General features: G+C 54.3%; 19 protein-coding genes. 13 read left to right on the top strand and 6 right to left on the bottom strand.

The window, feature by feature from the left end; translation table 11 throughout:
- The first annotated feature begins 230 nt into the window (after window positions 1-230).
- The gene (locus I6I72_RS11410; RefSeq protein WP_005528623.1) at window positions 231-1,922 is read left to right on the top strand and encodes an LGFP repeat-containing protein; all 1,692 of its coding nucleotides are present in this window, start codon (window positions 231-233) and stop codon (window positions 1,920-1,922) included.
- 7 nt (window positions 1,923-1,929) lie between these two features.
- Window positions 1,930-2,523 carry a hypothetical protein gene (locus I6I72_RS11405; protein WP_049062777.1) on the top strand — a complete coding sequence of 198 codons (594 nt, stop codon included), beginning with the start codon at window positions 1,930-1,932 and terminating at the stop codon, window positions 2,521-2,523.
- A 41-nt stretch (window positions 2,524-2,564) separates the two neighbouring features.
- On the opposite strand, the gene I6I72_RS11400 is transcribed toward I6I72_RS11405, so the two are convergent.
- Window positions 2,565-3,757, bottom strand: a protein-coding gene (locus I6I72_RS11400; RefSeq protein ID WP_370633393.1) for an IS3 family transposase whose coding sequence is annotated in 2 segments (ribosomal slippage) — window positions 2,565-3,475 and window positions 3,475-3,757 — 1,194 coding nt in all. Because the reading frame shifts where the segments join, the coding sequence is not laid out codon by codon here.
- Between the two features lie 473 nt (window positions 3,758-4,230).
- A complete protein-coding gene (locus tag I6I72_RS13935) occupies window positions 4,231-4,422 on the bottom strand; it encodes a hypothetical protein (RefSeq protein WP_305764321.1) in 192 nt (63 codons plus the stop codon).
- Between the two features lie 172 nt (window positions 4,423-4,594).
- Here I6I72_RS13935 and I6I72_RS13775 point away from each other — a divergent pair, with 172 nt between their 5' ends.
- The 4 genes from I6I72_RS13775 to I6I72_RS11385 all read left to right on the top strand — a co-directional run bounded on the left by I6I72_RS13775 (window position 4,595) and on the right by I6I72_RS11385 (window position 7,313).
- Window positions 4,595-5,131: a hypothetical protein gene (locus I6I72_RS13775; protein WP_236592629.1), complete on the top strand. Its 537-nt coding sequence runs from the start codon at window positions 4,595-4,597 to the stop codon at window positions 5,129-5,131.
- Between the two features lie 168 nt (window positions 5,132-5,299).
- Window positions 5,300-6,238 carry a Mu transposase domain-containing protein gene (locus tag I6I72_RS13770; protein ID WP_236592628.1) on the top strand — a complete coding sequence of 313 codons (939 nt, stop codon included), beginning with the start codon at window positions 5,300-5,302 and terminating at the stop codon, window positions 6,236-6,238.
- On the top strand, window positions 6,235-7,002 hold the full coding sequence (locus I6I72_RS11390) for an ATP-binding protein (protein ID WP_080986236.1): 768 nt from the start codon (window positions 6,235-6,237) through the stop codon (window positions 7,000-7,002). Before I6I72_RS13770 ends, I6I72_RS11390 begins: the two co-directional genes overlap by 4 nt.
- Window positions 7,003-7,142: 140 nt before the next feature.
- Entirely contained in the window at window positions 7,143-7,313 is a 171-nt protein-coding gene (locus tag I6I72_RS11385; RefSeq protein ID WP_201806904.1) for a hypothetical protein, read from the top strand.
- Between the two features lie 90 nt (window positions 7,314-7,403).
- Here the strand turns inward: I6I72_RS11385 and I6I72_RS11380 are convergent, their stop codons facing one another.
- The 3 genes from I6I72_RS11380 to I6I72_RS11370 all read right to left on the bottom strand — a co-directional run bounded on the left by I6I72_RS11380 (window position 7,404) and on the right by I6I72_RS11370 (window position 10,468).
- Window positions 7,404-7,913 (bottom strand): hypothetical protein, encoded by a 510-nt coding sequence (locus I6I72_RS11380; protein WP_065420408.1) that lies wholly within the window; start codon window positions 7,911-7,913, stop codon window positions 7,404-7,406.
- A 2-nt stretch (window positions 7,914-7,915) separates the two neighbouring features.
- Window positions 7,916-8,839, bottom strand: a complete 924-nt coding sequence (locus I6I72_RS11375) for a hypothetical protein (protein ID WP_201806901.1) — start codon at window positions 8,837-8,839, stop codon at window positions 7,916-7,918.
- 231 nt (window positions 8,840-9,070) lie between these two features.
- On the bottom strand, window positions 9,071-10,468 hold the full coding sequence (locus I6I72_RS11370; RefSeq protein WP_201806898.1) for a hypothetical protein: 1,398 nt from the start codon (window positions 10,466-10,468) through the stop codon (window positions 9,071-9,073).
- 412 nt (window positions 10,469-10,880) lie between these two features.
- Between I6I72_RS11370 and I6I72_RS11365 the strand changes: the two genes are divergently transcribed.
- The 6 genes from I6I72_RS11365 to I6I72_RS11340 all read left to right on the top strand — a co-directional run bounded on the left by I6I72_RS11365 (window position 10,881) and on the right by I6I72_RS11340 (window position 20,144).
- Complete coding sequence (locus I6I72_RS11365) at window positions 10,881-11,441, top strand: hypothetical protein (protein ID WP_049147640.1); 561 nt, start codon at window positions 10,881-10,883, stop codon at window positions 11,439-11,441.
- A 112-nt stretch (window positions 11,442-11,553) separates the two neighbouring features.
- Complete coding sequence (locus tag I6I72_RS11360; RefSeq protein WP_201807875.1) at window positions 11,554-13,557, top strand: site-specific DNA-methyltransferase; 2,004 nt, start codon at window positions 11,554-11,556, stop codon at window positions 13,555-13,557.
- A gap of 3 nt (window positions 13,558-13,560) precedes the next feature.
- Entirely contained in the window at window positions 13,561-16,164 is a 2,604-nt protein-coding gene (locus I6I72_RS11355) for a DEAD/DEAH box helicase (protein WP_049063054.1), read from the top strand.
- A 129-nt stretch (window positions 16,165-16,293) separates the two neighbouring features.
- Complete coding sequence (locus I6I72_RS11350; RefSeq protein ID WP_049063053.1) at window positions 16,294-17,091, top strand: TIGR02391 family protein; 798 nt, start codon at window positions 16,294-16,296, stop codon at window positions 17,089-17,091.
- Window positions 17,092-17,747: 656 nt separating this feature from the next.
- Window positions 17,748-19,370, top strand: a complete 1,623-nt coding sequence (istA, locus tag I6I72_RS11345) for an IS21 family transposase (protein ID WP_201806769.1) — start codon at window positions 17,748-17,750, stop codon at window positions 19,368-19,370.
- Between the two features lie 6 nt (window positions 19,371-19,376).
- Entirely contained in the window at window positions 19,377-20,144 is a 768-nt protein-coding gene (locus tag I6I72_RS11340; RefSeq protein ID WP_049062347.1) for an ATP-binding protein, read from the top strand.
- 126 nt (window positions 20,145-20,270) lie between these two features.
- Here the strand turns inward: I6I72_RS11340 and I6I72_RS11335 are convergent, their stop codons facing one another.
- On the bottom strand, window positions 20,271-20,585 hold the full coding sequence (locus I6I72_RS11335; protein ID WP_201806897.1) for a hypothetical protein: 315 nt from the start codon (window positions 20,583-20,585) through the stop codon (window positions 20,271-20,273).
- Between the two features lie 433 nt (window positions 20,586-21,018).
- Between I6I72_RS11335 and I6I72_RS11330 the strand changes: the two genes are divergently transcribed.
- Window positions 21,019-21,381, top strand: a complete 363-nt coding sequence (locus tag I6I72_RS11330) for a hypothetical protein (protein WP_053088620.1) — start codon at window positions 21,019-21,021, stop codon at window positions 21,379-21,381.
- The last annotated feature ends 131 nt before the right edge of the window (window positions 21,382-21,512 follow it).

The raw sequence follows: 21,512 nt of genomic DNA, 5'->3' as shown, positions 1-21,512 counted from the left end.
AGGTTCGCTTCCTGTTCCACAACAATGATTATTAGCAATGTGGGTTAGGCCGCGGCGATACAGGCACCTAAGCCGACGAGGCGAAGAAACCGTTGCTGAAAAATATATAAAACAACACGATCAGTGGCCTAGAAAATAAAGAAGTTTTCTCGTTTGGCTACGAAATGACATAGCAATATCTATTATGCCGTTCTAGAAGAACTCTCTTCTCAAATCATCAAAGGGCCACAATGAAAATTCTCTCTCGAAAGAGTCTTGCCGTTGTCATAGCGGGCATGTTGTTAAGTAGCATGCCCGCCACTGCGGTAGCCCAATCATCTTTTTCTGGCTCGTCTCGCCAGAACCAACAGCAACATCTATCAGAAACTCCTCAGTCCCCTATTTCTGATCAGTCCCCTATTTCCGATAATGAAGCGGATACTTCACACATAGGAGACGGGCCATTTGCACAATGGGATATTCCGACCCCACCCGGCGCTGAGTGGTATGAGGTCAATCAAGCCACGGAAGACGAACTCAATCCGCAGGGGCTAGCAGAGTGGCATCCAACCTCAGATCCAAAGAATAAACTGGTTCCTGGTCAGATGCGTTCTGACATGGAAGATATTCCTGCCGGCGTCAGCAAAGTTGAAGCTGACCAGGCTGAAATCCGAGAAGCACAGCTCGCCTCCCCAACCGCACCGACTTTGAATGCCCGTCAAGGTTGCGGAGTGTACTGGCCTACAAGTTTCGAAGTATGCGGTCTAATCAAGGAAAAGTATGACAGTATCGGTGGACCGACCAGCTTCCTCCTCCTTCCTAAATCTAATGAACTCACCAATCCAGATGGAATTGGGAAACGCTCAGAGTTTGTTAATGGATTTATTTACTGGCGACCCGAGACTGGAGCGCATACGGTCAGCATTCCAGTTTCCAAGGTCTGGGAACGGCATGGCTGGGAGGGTGGATTTCTTGGCTACCCCATAACAAGTGACATTGCCCAGGGTAATGCTTGGTACAGACAAGATTTCCAAGGTGGACACGTCTACACTCACAATGCGCTACCGGCAAGTCAAGCCAGCATTCAAGGAGCTATTTTCGACAAATGGCAATCCATGGGTGCACAAACTGGCGAACTTGGATATCCTGTTAGTGATGAGTTGACAACCCCGGATGGCGTAGGACGCTATAACGTATTTGAAAACGGAATGATTTATTGGACTCCTCAAACGGGTGCACACGCCGTCCAAGGAGCGATACTTTCGGAATGGGGCAAAAATGGGTACGAAAAGAGCAACTTCGGATTTCCAACCTCTGATGAGTATCTTGATTCTGAGTCTGACATCACCCAAGAATTTTCCGGTGGAACACTTCGTGTTCGAGATTTTGTGAAAGGCGACGAAGGCACCACATTCAGTAACGGAAAGCTGGTCGATAATACTCTGATTAAGTTCATCCGCGATGCTTACGGAGTAGACCTTCTCAGGGAAATTCAGCTGGACTTACCGGTTGTCCAGTCCGGGCATCAAGCGTATCCGCCTGAAAATGGAACAGTAGTTGCCACGGATAGCAGCGGGAAACCCTACACCTTTCAGATAAAGTCCCCTATATCGATTTCGAGCAAATACGTATATAACCCTAACGGGGTTAACCCTACGCTACATGACTATTGCACGGCCCCCTCGCCTCAGTTTTGGTTCGACGATAAAACAAAGATTGCAGCTGATCTTCGTGGGCCCTGCAGCTACCATGATCTTTGCTATGGTCTAAATCCGGATAACTACACTGCTCGATCCAATCTATGTGACCCCGCCCTGAGGAGAGATTGGCAATATGTATGCCGCGAGTCCTACAACAGTTCATTCACTCGTTGCAGAGGATTTGTCGACTCCGCGTATACGGTCATGCACAGCTATCAACGAGTTAAAAATATGAATAGGTAGCGGCAGAATGTTAAAAATAAAACTTAAGAATTGGCAGCGACCCGTTTTGCTCGTCTCGGTTCTTTTGGGGCTAACGTTGTCTGGGTGTGGATTTTTCGACGGTCTCGATCAGATGGCTGAGGCTAGCCCATCCGGAAACATCGCTGTTTCTCTAGATCAAACGGGCGGTGTCACTGTTCATATGATTGCTTGTGATATTCAGGTTGAATCAGTAGAGCTTCTCATTCAATCAACCACTCCCGGAGATCCGCCCCTCAGTGAACGGATCAACCTCAAGCACCCACAAGGTGGGTACGTTGAGCTTCGATTACCGGCTTCTACATCCAATAATCCTCCAGTACTGAACTCGATTATCGCGGACCCGCAGTTAGAGTTTTGGGTCATCCCAATCACGTACAAGGGAGGCGAAGATGAGCACCGATTTGTGCCTGAACTCAGTGGAATCACGATTGCAGAAGTCGAGAATCATCCCCGTGGCACGCTTTTAGTCCAGAATTACGTCGCCGGGACCCATGATCCGATTACGTTGGACGAAGTAACACTAGATGCGTTCAAGGATGGACCTGCAAATAGTCGCCCTCCGGGTTGTACTGTGGAATAGAAAGGGCCTGACCCCCGGAAAGTAGACACGTCGGGGGTTAGCTATGCTGCTTGGGTCAGTGTAGCTGATGTGAGTGCTTCGAAGTCATTGGGGGCTAGAAGGTTGCACCAGGAGTGCCGTCTGCGGGTGTTGTAGCGCATGCACCATCGAAAGACTTCCTGCCGGCAGATAATGGGATTATCAAAGACTTTCCGATCACGTAGCACTTCACGTTTTAAGGTGGCGTTAAATGATTCTGCCAGGGCATTATCGGCACTAGTTCCCACCGCGCCCATGGATTGGCGTACACCAAGTTGGGCGCAGTGGTCCCTAAACGCCTGTGAGGTGTACACACTTCCATGATCAGAATGGAAAATAGCCCCGTCAAGGCTTCCGCGGACTGTGCTGGCATGGGACAAAGCCTCGATGACCAGTGAGACACGCATGTGGTCTGCGAGTGCATAACCTGCAAGTTTTCGTGAATAGGTGTCAATGACCGTGGCCAGGTACATGTTCTTACCGCCCTTACACGGCAGGTAGGTGATGTCGCCTACATAAACACGGTTCGGCTCGTCAGCGGTGAATGTACGGCCTACTAAATCTGGCATGACACGGTGACCAGGCTTGCGCCGGGTGGTGATGCATCGACGCCGTTTGCTAAAGCCTTTTAGCCCCATGGATTTCATGATGCGCGCAACCTTCTTATGGTTGATCGGGCCGAAGTCCGTATCGTCGTTGAGGCTTGCAGCGATGCGTTTAGCACCATAAAGCCCGTTCTCATCATCAAAGATGGCCTTGATTCTTGCACCAATAAGGGCATCGGAACATATCTTTAACCTGCGATTTTCGTGGGTGTTGACCCATTTATAAAACGAGGAGCGATTGAGCTTTAACACATGGCACATCCGCTTGACCGAGTACTCGGTTCGGTGGTCATAGACAAACTGGAAGCGGATCACCAGCGTGTCTCTTCGGCAAAATATTTCGCGGCCTTGCGCAGAATATCGCGTTCTTCGCGCAGCTTCGCGTTCTCTTTTTCTAGCTGGCGGATTCGCTCGGAATCAGTCGTCTCCTTGGCGTTGTCGCGCATGGCCTTCGTGCGGGCACGTTTGCCGGTGCCGTATTGCTGAAGCCAGGAGAAAAGCGAGGAACGATTGACTCCAAGCTCTGCTGAAGCCGCGTGAAGTGAAAGGTCCTCATTGTTTTCATAGAGGGCCACAGCATCACGTTTGAACTGTTCGGAATACCTAGGCATGGTGGTAGATTACCTTTCTTCCCAACCCAACCGGGCTGGATATCAGGTGTCTACCAAACAGGGGTCAGGTCCAAACTCCAAACCTTTCGAAGGGGTGAGCGACTAATTAGAAGTCTCTTTTTACCAAACGCCCCATTGGCTGGGGCCATGCTGATAATGAGAATCAAGCCTGGACTTTGTTAGCGTGGCCATCGCTATCCTGGCCTTGGGCGCGTGGGCAATGCAATCCTTGCTGCAGACAGTAAGAATCGCCCTCGAGGAAGAAGAGAAGCCGACATTCCTGAGTTCAACGCGGTTTTGCATCGCTCACTCACTGGGCATTAGACGCAGACATAAGAAAATACCAGCAAAGAGCTGGGAGCCCTTAGCGAACAAGACCACTTGAGCGATAGGACTCTTGAGTTTGTTCGGGCGGTAGGCACTCTTAATAACGATAGAAAGAATCCTCTTTCCTCACCAAGTGCCGTCTAGGTTTACGTTTTCGGTCCTCTCCCGGTCCTGGATGCCATCCACATTGTGTGCTCACGACTAATAGCTGCTTCGGTATCCGCAGCTTCAAACGTACAATCGGCTTCTGGGATCGACCTCAACTTTTCTGCTTGTATCACATGCCCCATCGCTGTTGTCATAGAATAGGCCGTCGGCAGCGGTGAAAACTGTTTCACCGCAATTCACGCTGCTCCCGCCGCGTTGTGTTGCGACCGGCTATTTGGTAGCAGTGTCGTGACTATCCGGTAGCACGACAGTGAGTATCTGGTAGCGCTGCACATCTCCTCACGTTCATACTTCCGGTAGCCACACCACACGGGTGTGGCATCATCTGGAAGGAGTCCGCTCATGACGGATTACCGCGCGATAATGACGTTGCTGATCAAACAGCGTTCTTATCGCCAAATAGAACAACAACTCGGGTGCTCGCACCGTGTAATCGCACGCGCGAACCACACACTGCGAACCTGTGGGTTTAGCACCGTTGAGCAAGTCGCAGCGCTGACAGACAACGAGCTAGACGAGTTGTTCGTTGACAAACGAAGTACCGGGCAAGGTGAATCCGTCCCGATTGACTTCGAAAAAGTCGTCAAAGCCCGCACAGGACGTACAAAGCAGACCCTGCAAGTCTTATGGGCACGCTACACCACCACCCCAGCCGGGCCGGGGCAGCGGCACTACAGCTACGACAGGTTCCGCCAACTTGTCGCAGCACATGTCGACGCGACCGGGCTTTCAGCACGCATCACACACGCACCAGGACACACCATGCAAGTCGACTGGGCAGGCACCAAGATGCGACTGTTTGACCCAACCGGGAAACCGGGTGCAAAAGTCAGTATCTTTGTCGCCTCTCTTCCATATTCAGGGATGCTGTTTGCCTGAGCGTGTGCTGACCAACGCCAACAGGCCTGGCTTGATGCTCACCGGTGTGCATTCGAATACTTCGGTGGTGTCTGCCAGGTCGTCGTGCCTGATAACGCGTCGACTGCGTCGAACGCAATCAGTACGTCAGATAGAAACCGGAAGGTCAATGACACCTACGAACAGTTCTTGGAGCACTACAACACTGCAGCTCTTCCTGCCCGCCCGCGTCGACCGAAAGATAAAGCGAATGTGGAAGCCGCAGTCAAAATCGTCACACACAAGATCATCCATGCACTCGATGGTCACCAGTGCGTTGATCTTGACGAGCTCAATGGCAAGATTGTCAGCCTTGTCGATGTAATTAACGATGTCACGCCGTTTCGGAGTCAGCAATCAAGCCGCCGGGACCTGTTTGAAACCTATGAGCAGCATCTTCTTGCCGATCTGCCGCAAACACCATGGCAGCACACCGAATGGAAACGCGCGAAAGTCGCACCAGATTTCCACATCATTGTTGCCACGGTGCGCTACTCGGTACCGCATCAACTCGTTGGGCGCACCGTCGATGTGCGTATCACCGGCCAGGTACTGACAGTCTTTGATGCAAGTCAAACCGTTGCAACCCACCGGGTTTCACATACACGCGGGGCCTATGTCACTGACTGCGACCACATTCCCTCAGGCATGGATACCACACGCGGGTTGTGGACGAGTGAGTACTTCTACCGCGAAGCCAGCAAAGTTGGGCCGGCAACACGCAAAGTCATCGAAGAGCTCATCGCAGCAAAAGCAATCCCGGCCCAGGCTTACCAGTCGTGTCGGAACGTGTTGTCGATGGGGAAACACGCCAACAAACCCATTTTGGAAGAGGCCTGCCTGCGCCTGACATCCCATGATGGCAGCCGACGTGCCGTGTCCTATACCGCAGTGAAAAACATGATGGCCGCGGTACGCAAAGAGCACACCACCCGACCCCGCGGGTTCGACCAAGCACAACGCACTACTACACCAATCTTGCCTGATTCGGCTGTGATTGAACCTCGCGATACCACTGGGGCACTACTTGGCGGCGCAGACCAGTTCAGCATGGACAACCTTATGAAGAAAGGAACCCGAAACTCATGACAAACTCAACCCCGCCAATGGATCGATTTCTTGATGAATCTGTCCTTGCTGACTTCACAGCGTTGCGTATGACCGCGTTCGGTAAAACAGTGATCGACATTGCTAATGACCCAGCATTCGACACGTGGACGTTTTCACAAAAGGTGCTCTACGCACTAGATAAGGAAGTCGCGGCCAGGCGTGAACGACGCATCAACAAACTTTTGAAAGCATCCCGATCGCCAAACCTTGATGCTTGTCTTGAAAACGTGGTGTGCACACCTGCCAGCAACATCAACCCGGAGCAAATCAGCCGACTCGCTCATGGTCAATGGTGCCATTTGGGACAAAACATTGTCATCCTGGGCAAATCCTCGGTCGGCAAGACCTACCTGGCCCAAGCATTAATCAACGCGGCGTGCCGCAACGATTACTCCGCGAGTTTCTACCGCACGGACATGCTTGCAACACAACTTGCAGTCTTACAGCCCGATGACCCCACCCGGTTGAAGTTCATTGAGCAACTCCACAACGTGGACGTACTTGTCCTGGATGACTTTTTAACCACGCCGATTGATGCTGCCACGGCGCATCAGATATTTAATATCCTCGCCGCGCGCGAACATACCGGCTCGACGATTGTGACCTCCCAGTTCACCCCGAAAGACTGGTATGCGTCGATTCCTGACGCGGTCATTGCAGAGTCGATTCTCAACCGGCTTGTCGTTGGTGCTGAGATCATCACACTGGAAGGACCGAATATGCGCTTAGAAGCCAACGAGTAACCCTCCAACGTCTCCGTGGCACCTGGGTGATCCCTGCGCTACCGGGTACTCACTCAGGTGCTACCGGATACTCACCACGCCGCTACCATTTCAGTCTTCTAAACAGCGTTGAGGAGGGTGCAACCACGACTGAGACCGTTGTGCGTGACGTTCCGGCCACCGCGGCTCCGACCAAGGCTCCCGCTCCCGCTCCCGCCCCGAAGCGTGTTGCGCTTGCCGTGACGGGTGCTAACGCCGGTACCGTTTCCGCACTAGCCCTAGCGCTCCTGGCGCTCGCCGGACTAGCTCTAGCACTGAGACGTAAGGTTTAACCTTCCAAATCAGCCGAGTCTGAAAAAGAGGACGACCGTAGCCCCTCCTTCTTCACTGGCGAGGGGCTACGGTCTTTCGTTTGAAGAGTTCTAGAGGTCTTTCATACCGATTCTCCGATACGCCTCACGGAGGCGTTTTAGACACATTGCAATCACCAACACAAAATGCACCGACGCGGCGACTGCAATTCCGGTCACTACCGGGCCAGACTTTGCGGAATTGAGCCAGCCACCCGCCTCGCAAACGATCAAGAAAACCGAGAGTCCCATACCCCAAACGATTGCCCATAAGGTGTTGAACATGCACTGGTCGACTAAGTCGTAGTCTCTTTGCAAAATTTTGTCAGACTTGCTCAAGTCCACTCGGAGCTGGAACAGAAATACTGCCATTGCGCACAATAAGGCGGAAACGATTGATACTCCCGAAACAGCAGTCCCAACTTCGCCGAGTTTGACGCCCCTACAAAAGCAAACCACCCCGATCACAATGGGTAGCCCAACTTGGGTAAGCCAGTCTTCCAATCGACGTGATTTATCTTTGTTGTCGATAAGGGTTCCGAAGTGGTCTAAAACTATTCCTTTCAGCGAGGATTTTTTCACTTCTATTCCTTAGCGAGAGCACGACTCCATGAGTGTTCCCAATCATTACCTAGTCTCTCGCAAAATTCCATGCCCCTCTCTTCACATCGAGCCAAGAGTTCAGTGTCAGTCAAGACTGGTTCGTTAGAGTCATTGAGCACTTCTCGGACTAATGGGGCTTCAATGTCTCCGAGTTCAAACTTCTTCTGTCGGTTGTTGTGAACCATGGTCACATAAACCTCTGGGCCCTCCGGTAGTTCACCTACCCCGACAACCTTTGAAATGTTCTTTTTGTCTCTCAATTTCCCGAGCAGATCGGAGGAAAAGAACTTCCTCTTTTTCGGTCGGGCGATGTGACACAAGGTACCTGTCTCCACGATATTTCCGTCGACGTCAGTGCTCCTACCTTCAACTCTGACTTCGACCTCTTTTAGCTTCGCAGCTTCAATCCAGGCTTCGCTTTCAACAACTGATTGAAATTCACAAAGCACTTTCGTCGAGTATTCTCCGAAGTACTTCTTAAACCTCTTCAAAATAATTCGGCCCGAACTGCCTCGTGACGACTCCTCAGAGAAGAGGTAGGCTTTCGTTCCGCGCTTTGGGACAAAGAGAAGCAGTCGATTCTCTCCGACTGGCACCTCATTTTCTGAAAATCTGGCCGTTACCCTTTCGGTTTCCACCTCGATGACTTCACCACCCTCGCCGTAGGAACCAATGCTCACCTGCAAAAATAAGACGCGCTCTGCGACGAGCTTTGAGTCACTTACCTTGAGGAACTTTTGCTGAACATCATCCTTGGTGTCGTCAGAGCTTAGGTTCTTGATCCAATCTCCGAAAACCTCTAACAGATCGGCCCCGTCGAGATCAGCCGGCTCGAAAGATTTCCCTTTAGGATTTCTCTTTTGTCGAAACGTGACTTCACTGACGGTTAGCACTCGACGGCCCACAGAAACACTCTCCTCATATCGAAAGTATTGACACAATCAGCCAGGCACTTTCAGCTCAACTTTTCATATTAAATACTACGACATAAGGAATTAGAAACACTCTTGCACGCTAGGCATTTTTACCCTTCATAGACTGCCCACACTTTGCCCTGGCACGGAAACGGAACCCCGTTCCTGAACTCAGAATGCCAAGCACTGAAACTCTTAACTGAAATTTCCGACCAGTAACCGTCACTCGTCCCACCACTGAAAGTCGTCCGTCAACCGCCCCGCCACCGCTTCGATCTCGGCTCGGTGGTCGTAGCGGTCGAACTTTGCGGGAGCTGGAATGTTCACAGCCGACAAAGGCTTCACCCGCCCCACGACCCGCGCACTCCACGCTAGGTAGTCAGGGTCCACACCACCCTCCCGCGCCGCCGCCAAGAACTGCTGCACTGAGACATACTCATGCCACCTAGCCGCTTGTTCTGTCAGGGTTTTCCACTCATGGTCTTCCTGAACGCGCTGCGCTACGAGCTTCGCTGCGGTGTCGAGACGGCGCTGCCAAGCGGAGTCTTGAATCTCCTTCATTTCCGCCCGGACACTGTCGGCCAATTCGATCTCGACTAGCGCGTCAAGGAGGTCAGAAAGTTCTGTGTCCAGCCGTTCGGGCTTGCGCTTGGTGTCTCTGACGGAACGAAACCCAACTTCAATGCTCAGCCGCCCGTTTTTGGCTTGGGTGTAGAACTTCCGTGTGGGCATGTCAGAGCTTCCAGTCCACCTCCTGTGCTCTTCAATTTCCTGTTTCGTGGGCTCGCGTTGGAAGGAGTCGTGAGCTTCCACCACCTTGACTTCATAGCTTCGGTGTTTCGTCTTCACTTTCACATAGCTGGGAACGTTGTGGGCATAGCTGTAGTACCGTTCATCTCTCTCGTACTCCACTGTCCAGCCAAGACGTTCGACTTCTTTGAACAGGACTTGCAGTAAACGGCGGGCACGGGGTTGCGTCTGGGGAGAAACGTTGAAGTGCTTACCCTCGGAGAACTTGCCGACCATGGGGTGAAACTTGTTGACTCGTTTCTCCCCTGTTGCAATGTCCAGATTGCGGGGGTCAAAGACGACCTTCTTCACAAGACCAACCCAGACGTGCGACGTCGGTTCACGCAGGTAATACCGCGGGGCAAACTCGTAATGCAAAACCATGTCTTCGCCAATAAGGTCCTCGCGGTGCGCTAGGGCTTTGAGCCTTGGCTCCCAGACTGTCTTGAACACTTCTTCGGAGCACAGGGCGCGACACGCCACGCCCTTCGGGTTGCGCAGACGCTTGTACAGCGCCTCGACCACTTCGTCACTGGGCTTTGGAGGTGGCGGAGGAACGGGCGCCGGGCGTTCGATTGGCCGGGGTGGAAAGACTGCGGTGCGCTTGCGCTGTTTTACCAATGGTTCGGTGCCTGCGAGGACTCGTTTACCTCGCGCAGTTACCGTGGCTTTCCAGGTCTGTCCATGGCCCTTGATTTTCACGAGACCGTGGCCCTCTAGGGTACGAGCGGAAATCTTGTAGTTGCCTTGTGGAACCGAGTCCGCCGGGCAGCCGTCGCTGATCCAATGCAGGACTTCCTTTTGACGCTCATTGAGAGTCTTCGCAGCCATAGGTTCATTATCGAATGGGTAGCCCGGTCGCGCAGCCTGGAAGCCCTTAGGGGTCGCGGTGGGTTGCTCCAGCCTGGGACAGCGGCCTAGTGGCACCTAGAGTTCGTGGGCTACGGCAGAGCCTCCATTCACTGCAAACTATTCGTGGTATCGCGTTTGATACGACGTGGTAGCTGGTTGTATACAGGTGGCTAGGTGCCGGCAGGGAGGTTTCCTGAATCCCCTGTCCTCCGGGTAAGCACCGCAAATTCACTTCTGCCACTGATTGGGACTCAGCAACTGACGCAACCACAGTAAACAGCCACCAAATGCAAGGATCGAACATTCATGCGACATTTTCAGTGGAGTTGTCCAGGCAACGGAATAAGGTAGCAATAAGACCAATCCCCCATAAACCAAGGAGATGCCCTTAATGTCCCAGTCCGATAAATACACCATCGCCGACGACCTGATCCGCGAGGTCGGACAGCACCCACTACGCGACCTCAACGCCACCACCCTAGGCGAGCGCCACGGCGTTACTGCCGAGAGCATTGTCAAAGTCGGTCATTGGTGTATCGACAACGGCTACATGACCAAGCAATCCCATTCCGACATGTACCACGTCATGTGGTGCGGCAATCTGACCGCCGACGGTGAAGAAGTCGCCGCGGGTCTTGCCACCACTCGCCCCGAACCAACGCCAACTCCGGCCCCAGTCTTCAACTTCAATGCCCCTGTAAACGCGGGAATTATCGGCTCCGGCAACACACAGAATGTCACCCTCGCAGTGTCTGAAGCACAGGTCCTTGCCCTTGCCGAAGCGCTCCGTCACGACGGCCACGTCGCGGAAGCCGACACGGTGCTCGCAGCAACTGAAAACGGAAAACAGCCTGGGCGACTGCTGGGGGCGTTCACAGCCATTGGTCCGGCGCTCGATAGCTACGGGAAGTTCGCCACCGCGATGCTTGGCATCCTCACCAGCACGCAGTAGCCCCTCCGACTGCGACCCTATGCCACTAAAAGCAATGGGGTCTATCCGCCTAATTGCTACCATTGAGAAAGACTTTTCAGCAAACATTCAGACACGAATTTCAGAAGGAACCATGCCCCCACAAAAACTTGAGCTGACCTGGTTCAATAAAGACAAGGCACTCATTCCCACAGAAACCGGAAAATATGGGTACACCTGGGTCGACCCCCGCGACCCACGGTACTGCGAAACGCACACCTTGACGGTTCTCGAAACGGTGACGGGTCGGCGAAACGAGAAGCGAGACGGGGTGCAATACGGGGAACGAGCCGAGTTGGAGCCACAGAGCGACAACTTGCTCATTCAGGGAGAATCCGGGGATGTTCTAGAGGCGCTGACACGCGTGCCGGAGTTGCGGGACAAGTATGTCGGCAAGGTTAAATGTGTGTACATTGACCCGCCGTTCAACACCGCTCAGACATTCACCCACTATGAAGACAATCTTGAACACTCGGTGTGGCTGACGATGATGCGTGACCGACTCCTTCACCTCCGCGATTTGTTGAGCGAGGACGGCTCGATTTGGGTTCACCTTGACGACGTGGAAAACCACCGGATGCGGATGCTTATGGACGAGGTATTTGGGTCGGGGAATTTTGTGGCTGAGGTGGTGTGGCAAAAGGCTTATTCTCCTCGAAACGACGCTAAAGCAATTTCAATAGACCACGATGTCATCATTGCTTACAGCAAGTGCCCTGGCTGGGTCTCAAACAAACTGCCACGTCTAGCTTCTCGTGATGATCTTTACACCAGTCCAGACAAAGACCCGAGAAGGTGGATTAGTGACAACCCAGCTGCACCACATTCGGTGGACAAGAATGGTCGACAGGTTGCAGCAGTCTATGGTGTACAAAACCCGGTGACCGGTGAGTTTATTTATCCCGCCAAGAATCGCCAGTGGGGCAAAAACCGAACTGACTTCCATGCCTGGTTGAACGAGACAGCCGATTACATCGAAGTGGAGCCTGACCTTGAGAGGCGGAGTCGCGCAACGGGAATCCCAATCGAAAACCTTCGTAATGATGTCTTAGATTTTGCCGTTTCCGGGCCATTGAAAACACTGGCGGATGGTACTTCGATCTACGACGGAGCCCCCATGCCACGCCTGTACTTCACTGACGGCGGCCGCGGTGGCCTCAAGCTCAAGCGATACCTTGACGAAATCAAACAGGACAGGTCTATCCAGTCCTTTTGGGGACATGACGATGTTGGACACAATAGGACCGCCAAGGCCGAAATGAACCAACTTTTTCCTGACGAGGCCGCATTTTCGACTCCGAAGCCCGAACGCCTCCTCGAACGCATCATCCACATTGCAACCAACCCCGGCGACATCGTCCTCGATGTGTTTGCCGGTTCGGGTACCACCGCTGCGGTAGCTCAAAAAATGGGACGGCGCTGGGTGACGTGCGAACTCCTGGAAGACACCTTTCACCGCTTTACACTCCCTCGTCTGACAAAGGTGGTGAACGGCGAAGACATGGGAGGAATCTCCACATCAAAGCGTGAGCGTATCGACGACACAGACAATGGCCTGCCGGAAGGCATGACCCCAGACGAGGCGCAGAAGCTCACGAGCTTGCTCAACAAGGCAATCAAGGAGCACGACGACCTCAAGAAGTCTGCTGACATCAAAGCACTCAAGGCGCTGGTCAAGACGAAAAACTCTGGTGACGTGGTGAATTGGCTGGGCGGAGGTGGGTTCACCGTCGCCAAGCTCGCCCCGTCATGCTACGACTACACCTCAGAGACCGGATACACGCATCTAACCGACGCTGCGACAGGCGAAACGCTGATCGCTTCGGTGGCGGCAAACCTGGGGTTCCATCTGTCGGCCAGTGACCCACACTTCTCCGGTCGCCGTAACAACGAGCATCTAGCCGTCGTGGAGGGTGTACTCACCGAAGCCAAGGTGGGCGACCTTATGGCGCACCTGCCGGAGGGTCATTCGATTTTGTTTGCTGCAACCAACCTGGACGAGGGGGTGCGCGATGTGGTCCGTTCCTACAAGAATGGCTCCCGCGTAGTCCACGTCCCACTTGACTTGTTCCCATTTGGCGAAGAAGAGGAGAACTAGACCATGCCGCTGAATATCTCCTACGACGAGAATTTGATCGAGCAGATGAAGGCCAAGTTCGACTTGCGTCAGCCGAATGTTGAAGCGCTCAAGGCCATTGTTCGACGCCTGGAAAGTGGCGATTTTGACCCACAGAAGCAGTTGCTCCTCGACCTTGCCACTGGTGTCGGCAAGACGTACATCATGGCGTCGCTAGTGGAATACCTGCGCCGCCAAGGCGTGATGAATGTGATGCTAGTTACCCCGAACACTGTGGTGCAGAACAAGACGGTCGCTGACTTCTCGCAGGGGTCGAACCGCTACATCGGTGGTTTTGACATCCCACCTGCCTTGGTCACTCCAGACGACGTGCATAAGCTGCGCTTGGGTGAGTCGTGGTACCACCTGTTCGCCGGTGAGGGTGCGTCCACGGTCTACATTTTTAACGTCCAGCAGCTGTTCCCACCAAAAGACGGAGGCAAGAACGAGGCGACTGGCGTGGAGGCCCAGCGTCGCAAGACGTGGCGTTTCCAGGAGGAGACGGGCATCCTCGCAGAACGTCTTATTGAACTGGACGACCTAGTGGTGATCGTCGACGAAGCTCACTTGTTTGGTTCTACTGCTGCGCGTTTCCAAGAATCGTTGAAGGCCTTCCATCCTGCTGCGACAGTGGGACTTACTGCGTCATCGTCCAAGGACGATGACGTTGTTTTCCGCTACCCGTTATGGAGGGCGATCTCCCACGGGTTCGTCAAACAACCCGTCTTGGTCTACCGCGACAAGGGCTACAAAAAGGGCGAGGCGGAGCGCCAGCTCCAGGACGCTATGTCTCTTTTGGCTTTGAAGGAGGAGGCATACCGTCTGCACCGAGAAGCACACCCTGACGGCAAGCAAACGAAGCCACTTCTTTTCGTCGTGTGTACCGATGTCAACCACGCGACGGAAACCGCGACGACGTTGCGCAACACGTACTTCCCAGACCCGAACGCCGTCCATGCCGTCCTCCAGGTCGATAACCAGCACGATGACGCGACAACGCAAACCCTGCTACGAAACCTTGACGAACCGAACTCCCCTGTCCGGGTCATCGTGTCCGTAAATAAACTGCGCGAAGGGTGGGACACGAAGCGTATTGCGGTGATGTGTACCCTGCGCGCAATGGGCTCGGAAGTGCTCACCCAGCAGGTAATGGGCCGTGGCCTTCGCTTGCCCTTTGGCAAGCTCACGAGAGTTCCTGCCATCGACGAGCTTGATATTATCTCCCATAAGTCATTCGTTGACTTGTTGACGTCGGAGAACGTGCTGCGTGAGTTCGGTATCGAGGAAGACATTCCAGGCGTCAAGCCGGAATTGGTCTTGCCACCGAGCGGCGGCAGCGTATCCCCTGTTGTTGATCCTGGTGTGACCGGCGGCGAGATTGGGACGGGTACCGAAGCTGACGACAATACTGGAGATGGCAATGGAGCCGGCGCGACCACCGGGGATCAGGACCATTCAGCAACTGGCGTACCGTCTGCCGGTTCGGGTCTTCCTATCGGGGCTCGAAACGTAGGCGATGACGAGGAGATCACCACTGGTGTCGAGATTGTCGCGCCGGTTGTCGTAAAAGTGAACGAGGCGTTTGAGGGGCAGACCTTTACGTTCCCCTCCTCGACAATGACTGAGACACAGCGCCCGTTCAGCTTGGTGGATATTCCCACCTCGGTGATCGTCGAGGCCGCGAAGAAAGTCACTGACCACGGGGAACTTCTTGACCGCGCAAAGATCATCGTCGAAGAAGCCGCCGACAAACTGGGTGTGAAGCACATGGAACGCCAGTCTGTGCCGAGTTTCAGGGAATCGACAAGCAAGGTGGAGAGTGAGCTGACGAATAGGCTCATGCGAACGGGGCTTTTCCAGGCGACGAAAGAAAATGACGCGGTGCTGCGCCGTAGCATTGTCCCGACGTTTATGAAAGCCTCCGGGGTTGAGAAGTGGACTGTCAAGGCCAAGGAGTCCGCAGTGGTGAGTCTGCTGGACATGGTAAAGCAGGAAGCGAAGGCTGCGGTTGCGAAGAACACGTTCACTGAGGTCACTGTCCACCCAGTAACTCTGCCGGTGCAGACCTCCTACATCCTTCCCGTTGGCCGGACGGTACAGAAACCGCTGGAGAACGTGAACCAGAAGACGCGCACCAAGGACGCTGGGTTTGCAGCCAAGCAGTACTACGGACCATGGGACAAAGGCTTGTTCGACGCCGCCGCCTTCGACTCGTTTACTGCCGAGTACCAACTCGCCCGGCTACTCAACTTCGACCCGAACGTGACGTGGTGGACGCGTATCTATGAGGACAACGGGGCGAAGGTCGCCTACACCACGCGCAACGACTATATTCCTGATTTCGTCGTGCTGGGCACAGACGGAACCTATTGGATTATTGAAGGTAAGGCCGACGACAAGCGCGAGGACGAGATCGTTTTACGCAAGCGTGAAGCCACCGAGCGTCTATTACGTTCCCTGGTGGCTCACCCGGACTACCAGGACGCCACCTGGGCGTACCTGATTGCGTTCGAGAGCGACATTCGCAACAGCGACTCGTTTGCAGAGCTCATTAGTATTGGCTGCGTGGAGAGGATGCTGCCGAGTTAAGAATCAAGTCGCCTAGGTTTGAGGCCCCTGCTGCATGAGCGCCCACTCAGGCACTCGTGCAGCAGGGGTTTTGTCCGTCCTCCCGTGAGGTGTCTTGCCAACGCAATCAAGGAAATAGACTCTAAGTCTATGAGCACACCGTCATTCCCATCTGCAACGCTTACCTCACTAGCCAAAGCTATCGGCGACACGGAAAATGGTCTCACCGGCCGCGAGATCGAGCAACTCCTTCACCAGCTCAACATGTACGACCCTGGCGAAATTACAAAGTGGAAGCGACTGGTAGCCGCTTTTGACCACTCCCAACGCACCCGCGGCAACGCCGACCGCGTAATCACGTTCCTCGCACGCGCCTTCGCTCCGGCCCGCTACGTCCACAACTCAGAACTGTTTGACATCAGGCGACGCCTCATCAACCCAGTTCTTGTGCTCCACGGTCTCAAGGTAAACGATGAGGGTGGAATAGCACGGACAAAGGGCGCATCGACCCTAATGGAAGCCCAGCGACTCACCAACACAGTGCGGGAGGAGCTAAACCGACGTGGTACCCACAAGGAGGTCCTGGCCTACTGCGAGGAAGAGATTCTGCGCCACGGTTACCTTCACGCGGTCTTGGAAGCCTCAAAGTCCGTGTTTCAGCGCTTGCGGGACATGACGGGTTTGGGCATCGACGGTTCGGCATTAGCAGACGCGGCACTGTCTACAAAGAGTGGCATCTTAGCCATCAACAGTCTTAACACCGAGACTGAGCAAAACGAACAAAATGGGCTGTGTAATCTCGTGAAGTCGATTGGTGGCTTGTATCGAAACCCGACCGCACACGACCCGAGACTGAACCGAATAGTGACAGAAACGGAACTCTACGAGGCATTGTCGCTGCTGTCGTATGTTCACCGGCGCCTCGACGACGCTACTTTAAGAGCTTAGCCACGGACACAGCCGGTTTCGCAATGGGAATTAGTGGAACATTTTCGTGGGAAACTGAGACTCGGGGCCTGCATTAGCACAGTTCAGGAAGTTATTTATAAATGCCCAGCGGGGTCCGTGTTCAGTTTTTCTGTTATTGCAGTCGCTTCTTGCCGATGAAACTTAGCCTACGAGCTTGTCGAAGTTCCCATGGCTGAGTCAGCGGACCAACGGATGGTCTTGGGGTTTTGCGTGGTTTCCATCGCCCTGGATTGACGAACGGCAGTTTGGAAACGAAGCGATTCCTCCACACCCACTCCTCTAAGTCCCCGTTCAAGTCGAAGCGGATGGCTCCAGGTTTCAGACCGACTCCATCAGGTTGAAGCCACGCCACACCAAATCTGATCCCATCAATGAGTTCCTTCTGGATCATTGAAACTACACTGACCCTCTCATCTTCACATGTGAGCTTAGGGATGGGCTCTTCAAATCCAGTCCGATCACTCACTCCGTCCTTCCCTGCCGGTTCGTCGTAGTTGGTACCGGTAATCCGCGTAGTTGGTACCGGGTTTCCGGGTAGGTGGTACCGTCAATCATTTTCGGTCATTGTATAGGTGGCGTGGGCACAACCTGTGCCGGCGCGTCATCACCTTTCATGACCTTAAGGAGGGCCTTTCATGGCCAACTTCAAAGACATCATGGCACTGTGTCTAGATGGGGCAACCTACTCCGCTATCGCAGCAGCGCTTGGCTGTTCTAGACGCGATATCGCCAAAGTCAAGACACTCATCGCTGACCACGGCATCACTAAGGAGTCGTTTGCTCAGCTGGATCCATCATTCTTCGACGAGCACTTCAGCGACCACCGTGGGGCCCGTCGCAAGCGCTACGACCAGCCAGACTTTGAAAAGCTCGCCAAGCGCCTTGCCAACAACACGCATCTCACTCGCCACAAGCTGTGGATGGACTACGTTGCTGCACCTGCTGGTGAAGGTGAGTCGAAGTATCAGTACTCCCAGTTCTGCGAACGACTGCGCACCCACATCCGCACCTCTGGAATGACCTCGATTATCGAACACGAGCCAGGCCAGGAACTCTACGTCGACTGGGCCGGCGACAAGGTTTCCATCATCGATAAAGCCACCGGCGACGTCGGCATGAAAGCCAGCTTATTCGTGGCCATCTGCCCGTATTCTTCACTGCTGTTTGTGACAGCAACAGCTAACGAGAAGATGGACAACTGGATTTCCTGCCATGTGAAAGCCTTGGACTACCTCGGCAAACGTCCTGGCATCATCGTGCCCGATAACGCACCGACCGCGACCTACCGTCCGGTGAAGAACAAGCCCGGCCGGCGCATCCAAGAACGCTACGCCGACTTCGCCGACTACTACGACATCCTCCTCGTGCCAGCCCGGCCTGGAAAACCTCGGGATAAAGCTGCTGTGGAACGTGCCGTCCAACTCGTCTACACGCGCATCCTCGGCTACTTCGACGGGATGACCTTCTACAGCCTCGATGAGCTCAACGAGACTATCGCCCAGCGCGTCGACGACATCAACATGAACATGCCTAGGCCTGATGGGCTCACTCGCAGGGAGCTATTTGATGCGGATGAAGCACCCATGATGCGTGACTTGCCGGATACTCCGTTTACGGAAGTGTCCTGGCGGGCTGTCAAAGTCGACCGTAACTGGCATATCTGCTGCGATTACCAGTACTACTCGGTGCCGTTTCAGTACATCGGCAAGACTCTGCGGGCACGGCTGACCAACAGCCTGGTCAGCATCTTCGACGGTGACGAGCTGGTTGCAGAACACTCGCGCATGCACGGGTTCAAGTACCGCTATTGCACCGATCCGGCACATACCCCGGACAAGGATATCGCTGGGATCAAACCTCTTACCCGCAACGAGCTGCTTGCTCGGGCCTCGTCGTTTGGGCCGGCAACCACCAAGGTTGTCTTATCAATCTTGGACCGCAACGCCAAAGCCATACCCCGCGGACTGCATACCGCCCGCAACGTACTCGTCAAGCTGGGAAACAAGCACAACAAGACCACGCTAGAGCCTGCCTGCCAGCAAGTCATCGACCATAACCTGGCACCCAACATGCAGGTCATTGCACGGATTCAAGCCGACATCGCCCGCAACGGTCACACCCTTAACCAAACGCCAGCAGTCCAGGTCGATCAAGGCCAGTCGCGCACTGTAGATATCACCGCCATCCCTGATGCAGTGTTCCTGCGCCCCGCCAGCTACTACGACACCCCAACCGCGACCTCGAAGAAGGAGGCCTAGACCACCATGACCACCATCAATCTTGACGACGACATGCGCGCTACACTGCGTAAACTGCGTCTGTCGACCTTCGCCGATATCTTCTTCGACCTGGCCGCTGCCGATGACGCCAACACCGCTCTACCAGAGGAGATCTTCTTAAAGGCAGTGGAAGAAACCGCAGCCAAGCGTCGGCAAACCAACATCGTCAAAGCCATAGCCCAAGCCAAATTCCGCTATCCGGGAGCAACACTCGCCGAGCTGATCAACCCCGATGAACGAAGGTTGAATCTACGCCAGCTCAAACGACTGGCCGCAACACCCTGGCGCGACGAACCTTCCAATGTGCACGTCCTGGCACCGACCGGTGCAGGTAAAACCTACATCGCCTGCGCTATCGGTATTGCTGCCTGCCAGGCCGAATACAGCGTCGCCTACTACCGACTGGATCAGCTCGTCGATGAATTAGCGGCCTTCCCGCCGGCAGATGAACGCTACGTAGCTAAAATGCGCAGGCTACAAAACATTGATGTACTCATCCTTGATGATTTCCTAACGATAGGAATCAACCAGCGCGGACAAGAAGACCTAACCAAGATCATATTCGACCGCGACGGAAGACTGCCGACCATCATCGTCTCCCAAACAACTGCGGCCTACTGGATAAAGAAACTCCCTGACCCCGTCGGAGCAGACTCACTGGTCAGCAGACTCAACGCCGGACAGCGCATCGAACTCGGCGACTACGACATGCGCCAACACCTCGCGCACGCTCAGACAACCGTAGACAGCTAACCTTCACTGACCGGCGAAACCCGACTTCGCTTCTGGGCTCTCGCCGGTCAACCCCCGGCGGTGGTACCAACTAACCGGAAACAGGCAGTACCACGGAGCCGTAACCGCGGTACCAACTACCCGCGCTCAGCACTTCCCCCAAGTGTATGGGATCACCTGGTAGTACTCGGCTGGCCCCGTAACCTCGAAGGACACCATGAACGGAACATACTCGTGCCTCATTCCCGCGAGCGCCTCGTCTATTTTCACGGCATCTTCTGAGCTGACATCTTCACGAGAGATGTGCTTAACACTGATATTCATTCCACGACCGCCGTTGGAAGTTGTCGCTTCGTGAAGCTGACGCCAGGACAGAAGCAGCGCAACAAGCGAAACAAACAGCGCCGCTGCTGCGACGAATAATGAAAGAGTATCGAATGGTAGATGTTCCACATTTCCCATCTAATCAGTTTCAGCGGGAAAGCCACGCGGTCTTTCGGGAAGGTTTTCCTTGATGCCCCGTTCGCTTGCACGCCAAATAGAAACGCAGCGACACCGTGCGACACTAACCTGACTCGCCCTTCTGACGCTTGCAGCGTGAGCACTTTCGGTTGGGGTAACCGCGTGAACTTAACCTGGTTGACCTGCGTAAAGCTCCGGCGCCGTGAAATCAGAGGGGGTTTCGTCGTGAAGGGTCACTGTGGGGGTGTGTGTTCGCACTGGTCAAAGAGAAACGCAAATGTCCCCCTCTGTTTAGAGCTACCACCCGCGCTTCTGGGCGCGGGTTCTGGCGTTTTAGCAGGCTTTCGACTCCGATTCTTTGCGAGCGTACAATCAGCGGCGCCGGTCCCCTCATCTCAGTAGAAAATGAATGCAGCGCGTTAAGGTGAAGGTTATGCCTTTAACCTTTGTTTCCTTGGCCCAAGCAAACATGCCTGCGATCAGGGAGATTCTCGTGCCTTTGCCGCGCGATGGCATCTTTCTTCTAACCTCAACGCTGCTACTGGAGACCTCCTTCCCCGGCGCGCGTGACTTCTATGCCACCGCTTGGCGCTACGCCTATTCCGACTGCGAACTCTTCTTTGCGCTCGCTTCCCGCGGTGAACTGCTCATCACCGTCGACGACGCCGTCCTAGTCTGCGTTGACTCTTCGCATCCGTGGACCTCCTACGAGGAGGTCTTCGACTCCATCGCCTCCGGCCGCATCTTCGTGGTCGAGGACGCAGACGCGCTTCGCGACGTCGTCAAGCACCACTAAGCTCCGCATCGGCTACCAACCTGCGTCCGCACCACGGCATCCCCAACGCACCCCTGCATTCGAAGCATCTTTCCGCCCCAAACACCCCATCGAGGCAGCACAAGATGGTCAAAGTGCACATCAACCGCTGA

It is taken from the genome of Corynebacterium striatum (assembly GCF_016728105.1).
In the GTDB taxonomy this organism is placed as follows: Bacteria; Actinomycetota; Actinomycetes; order Mycobacteriales; family Mycobacteriaceae; genus Corynebacterium; species Corynebacterium striatum.
This window is presented reverse-complemented; position numbering and strand designations above follow the sequence as displayed.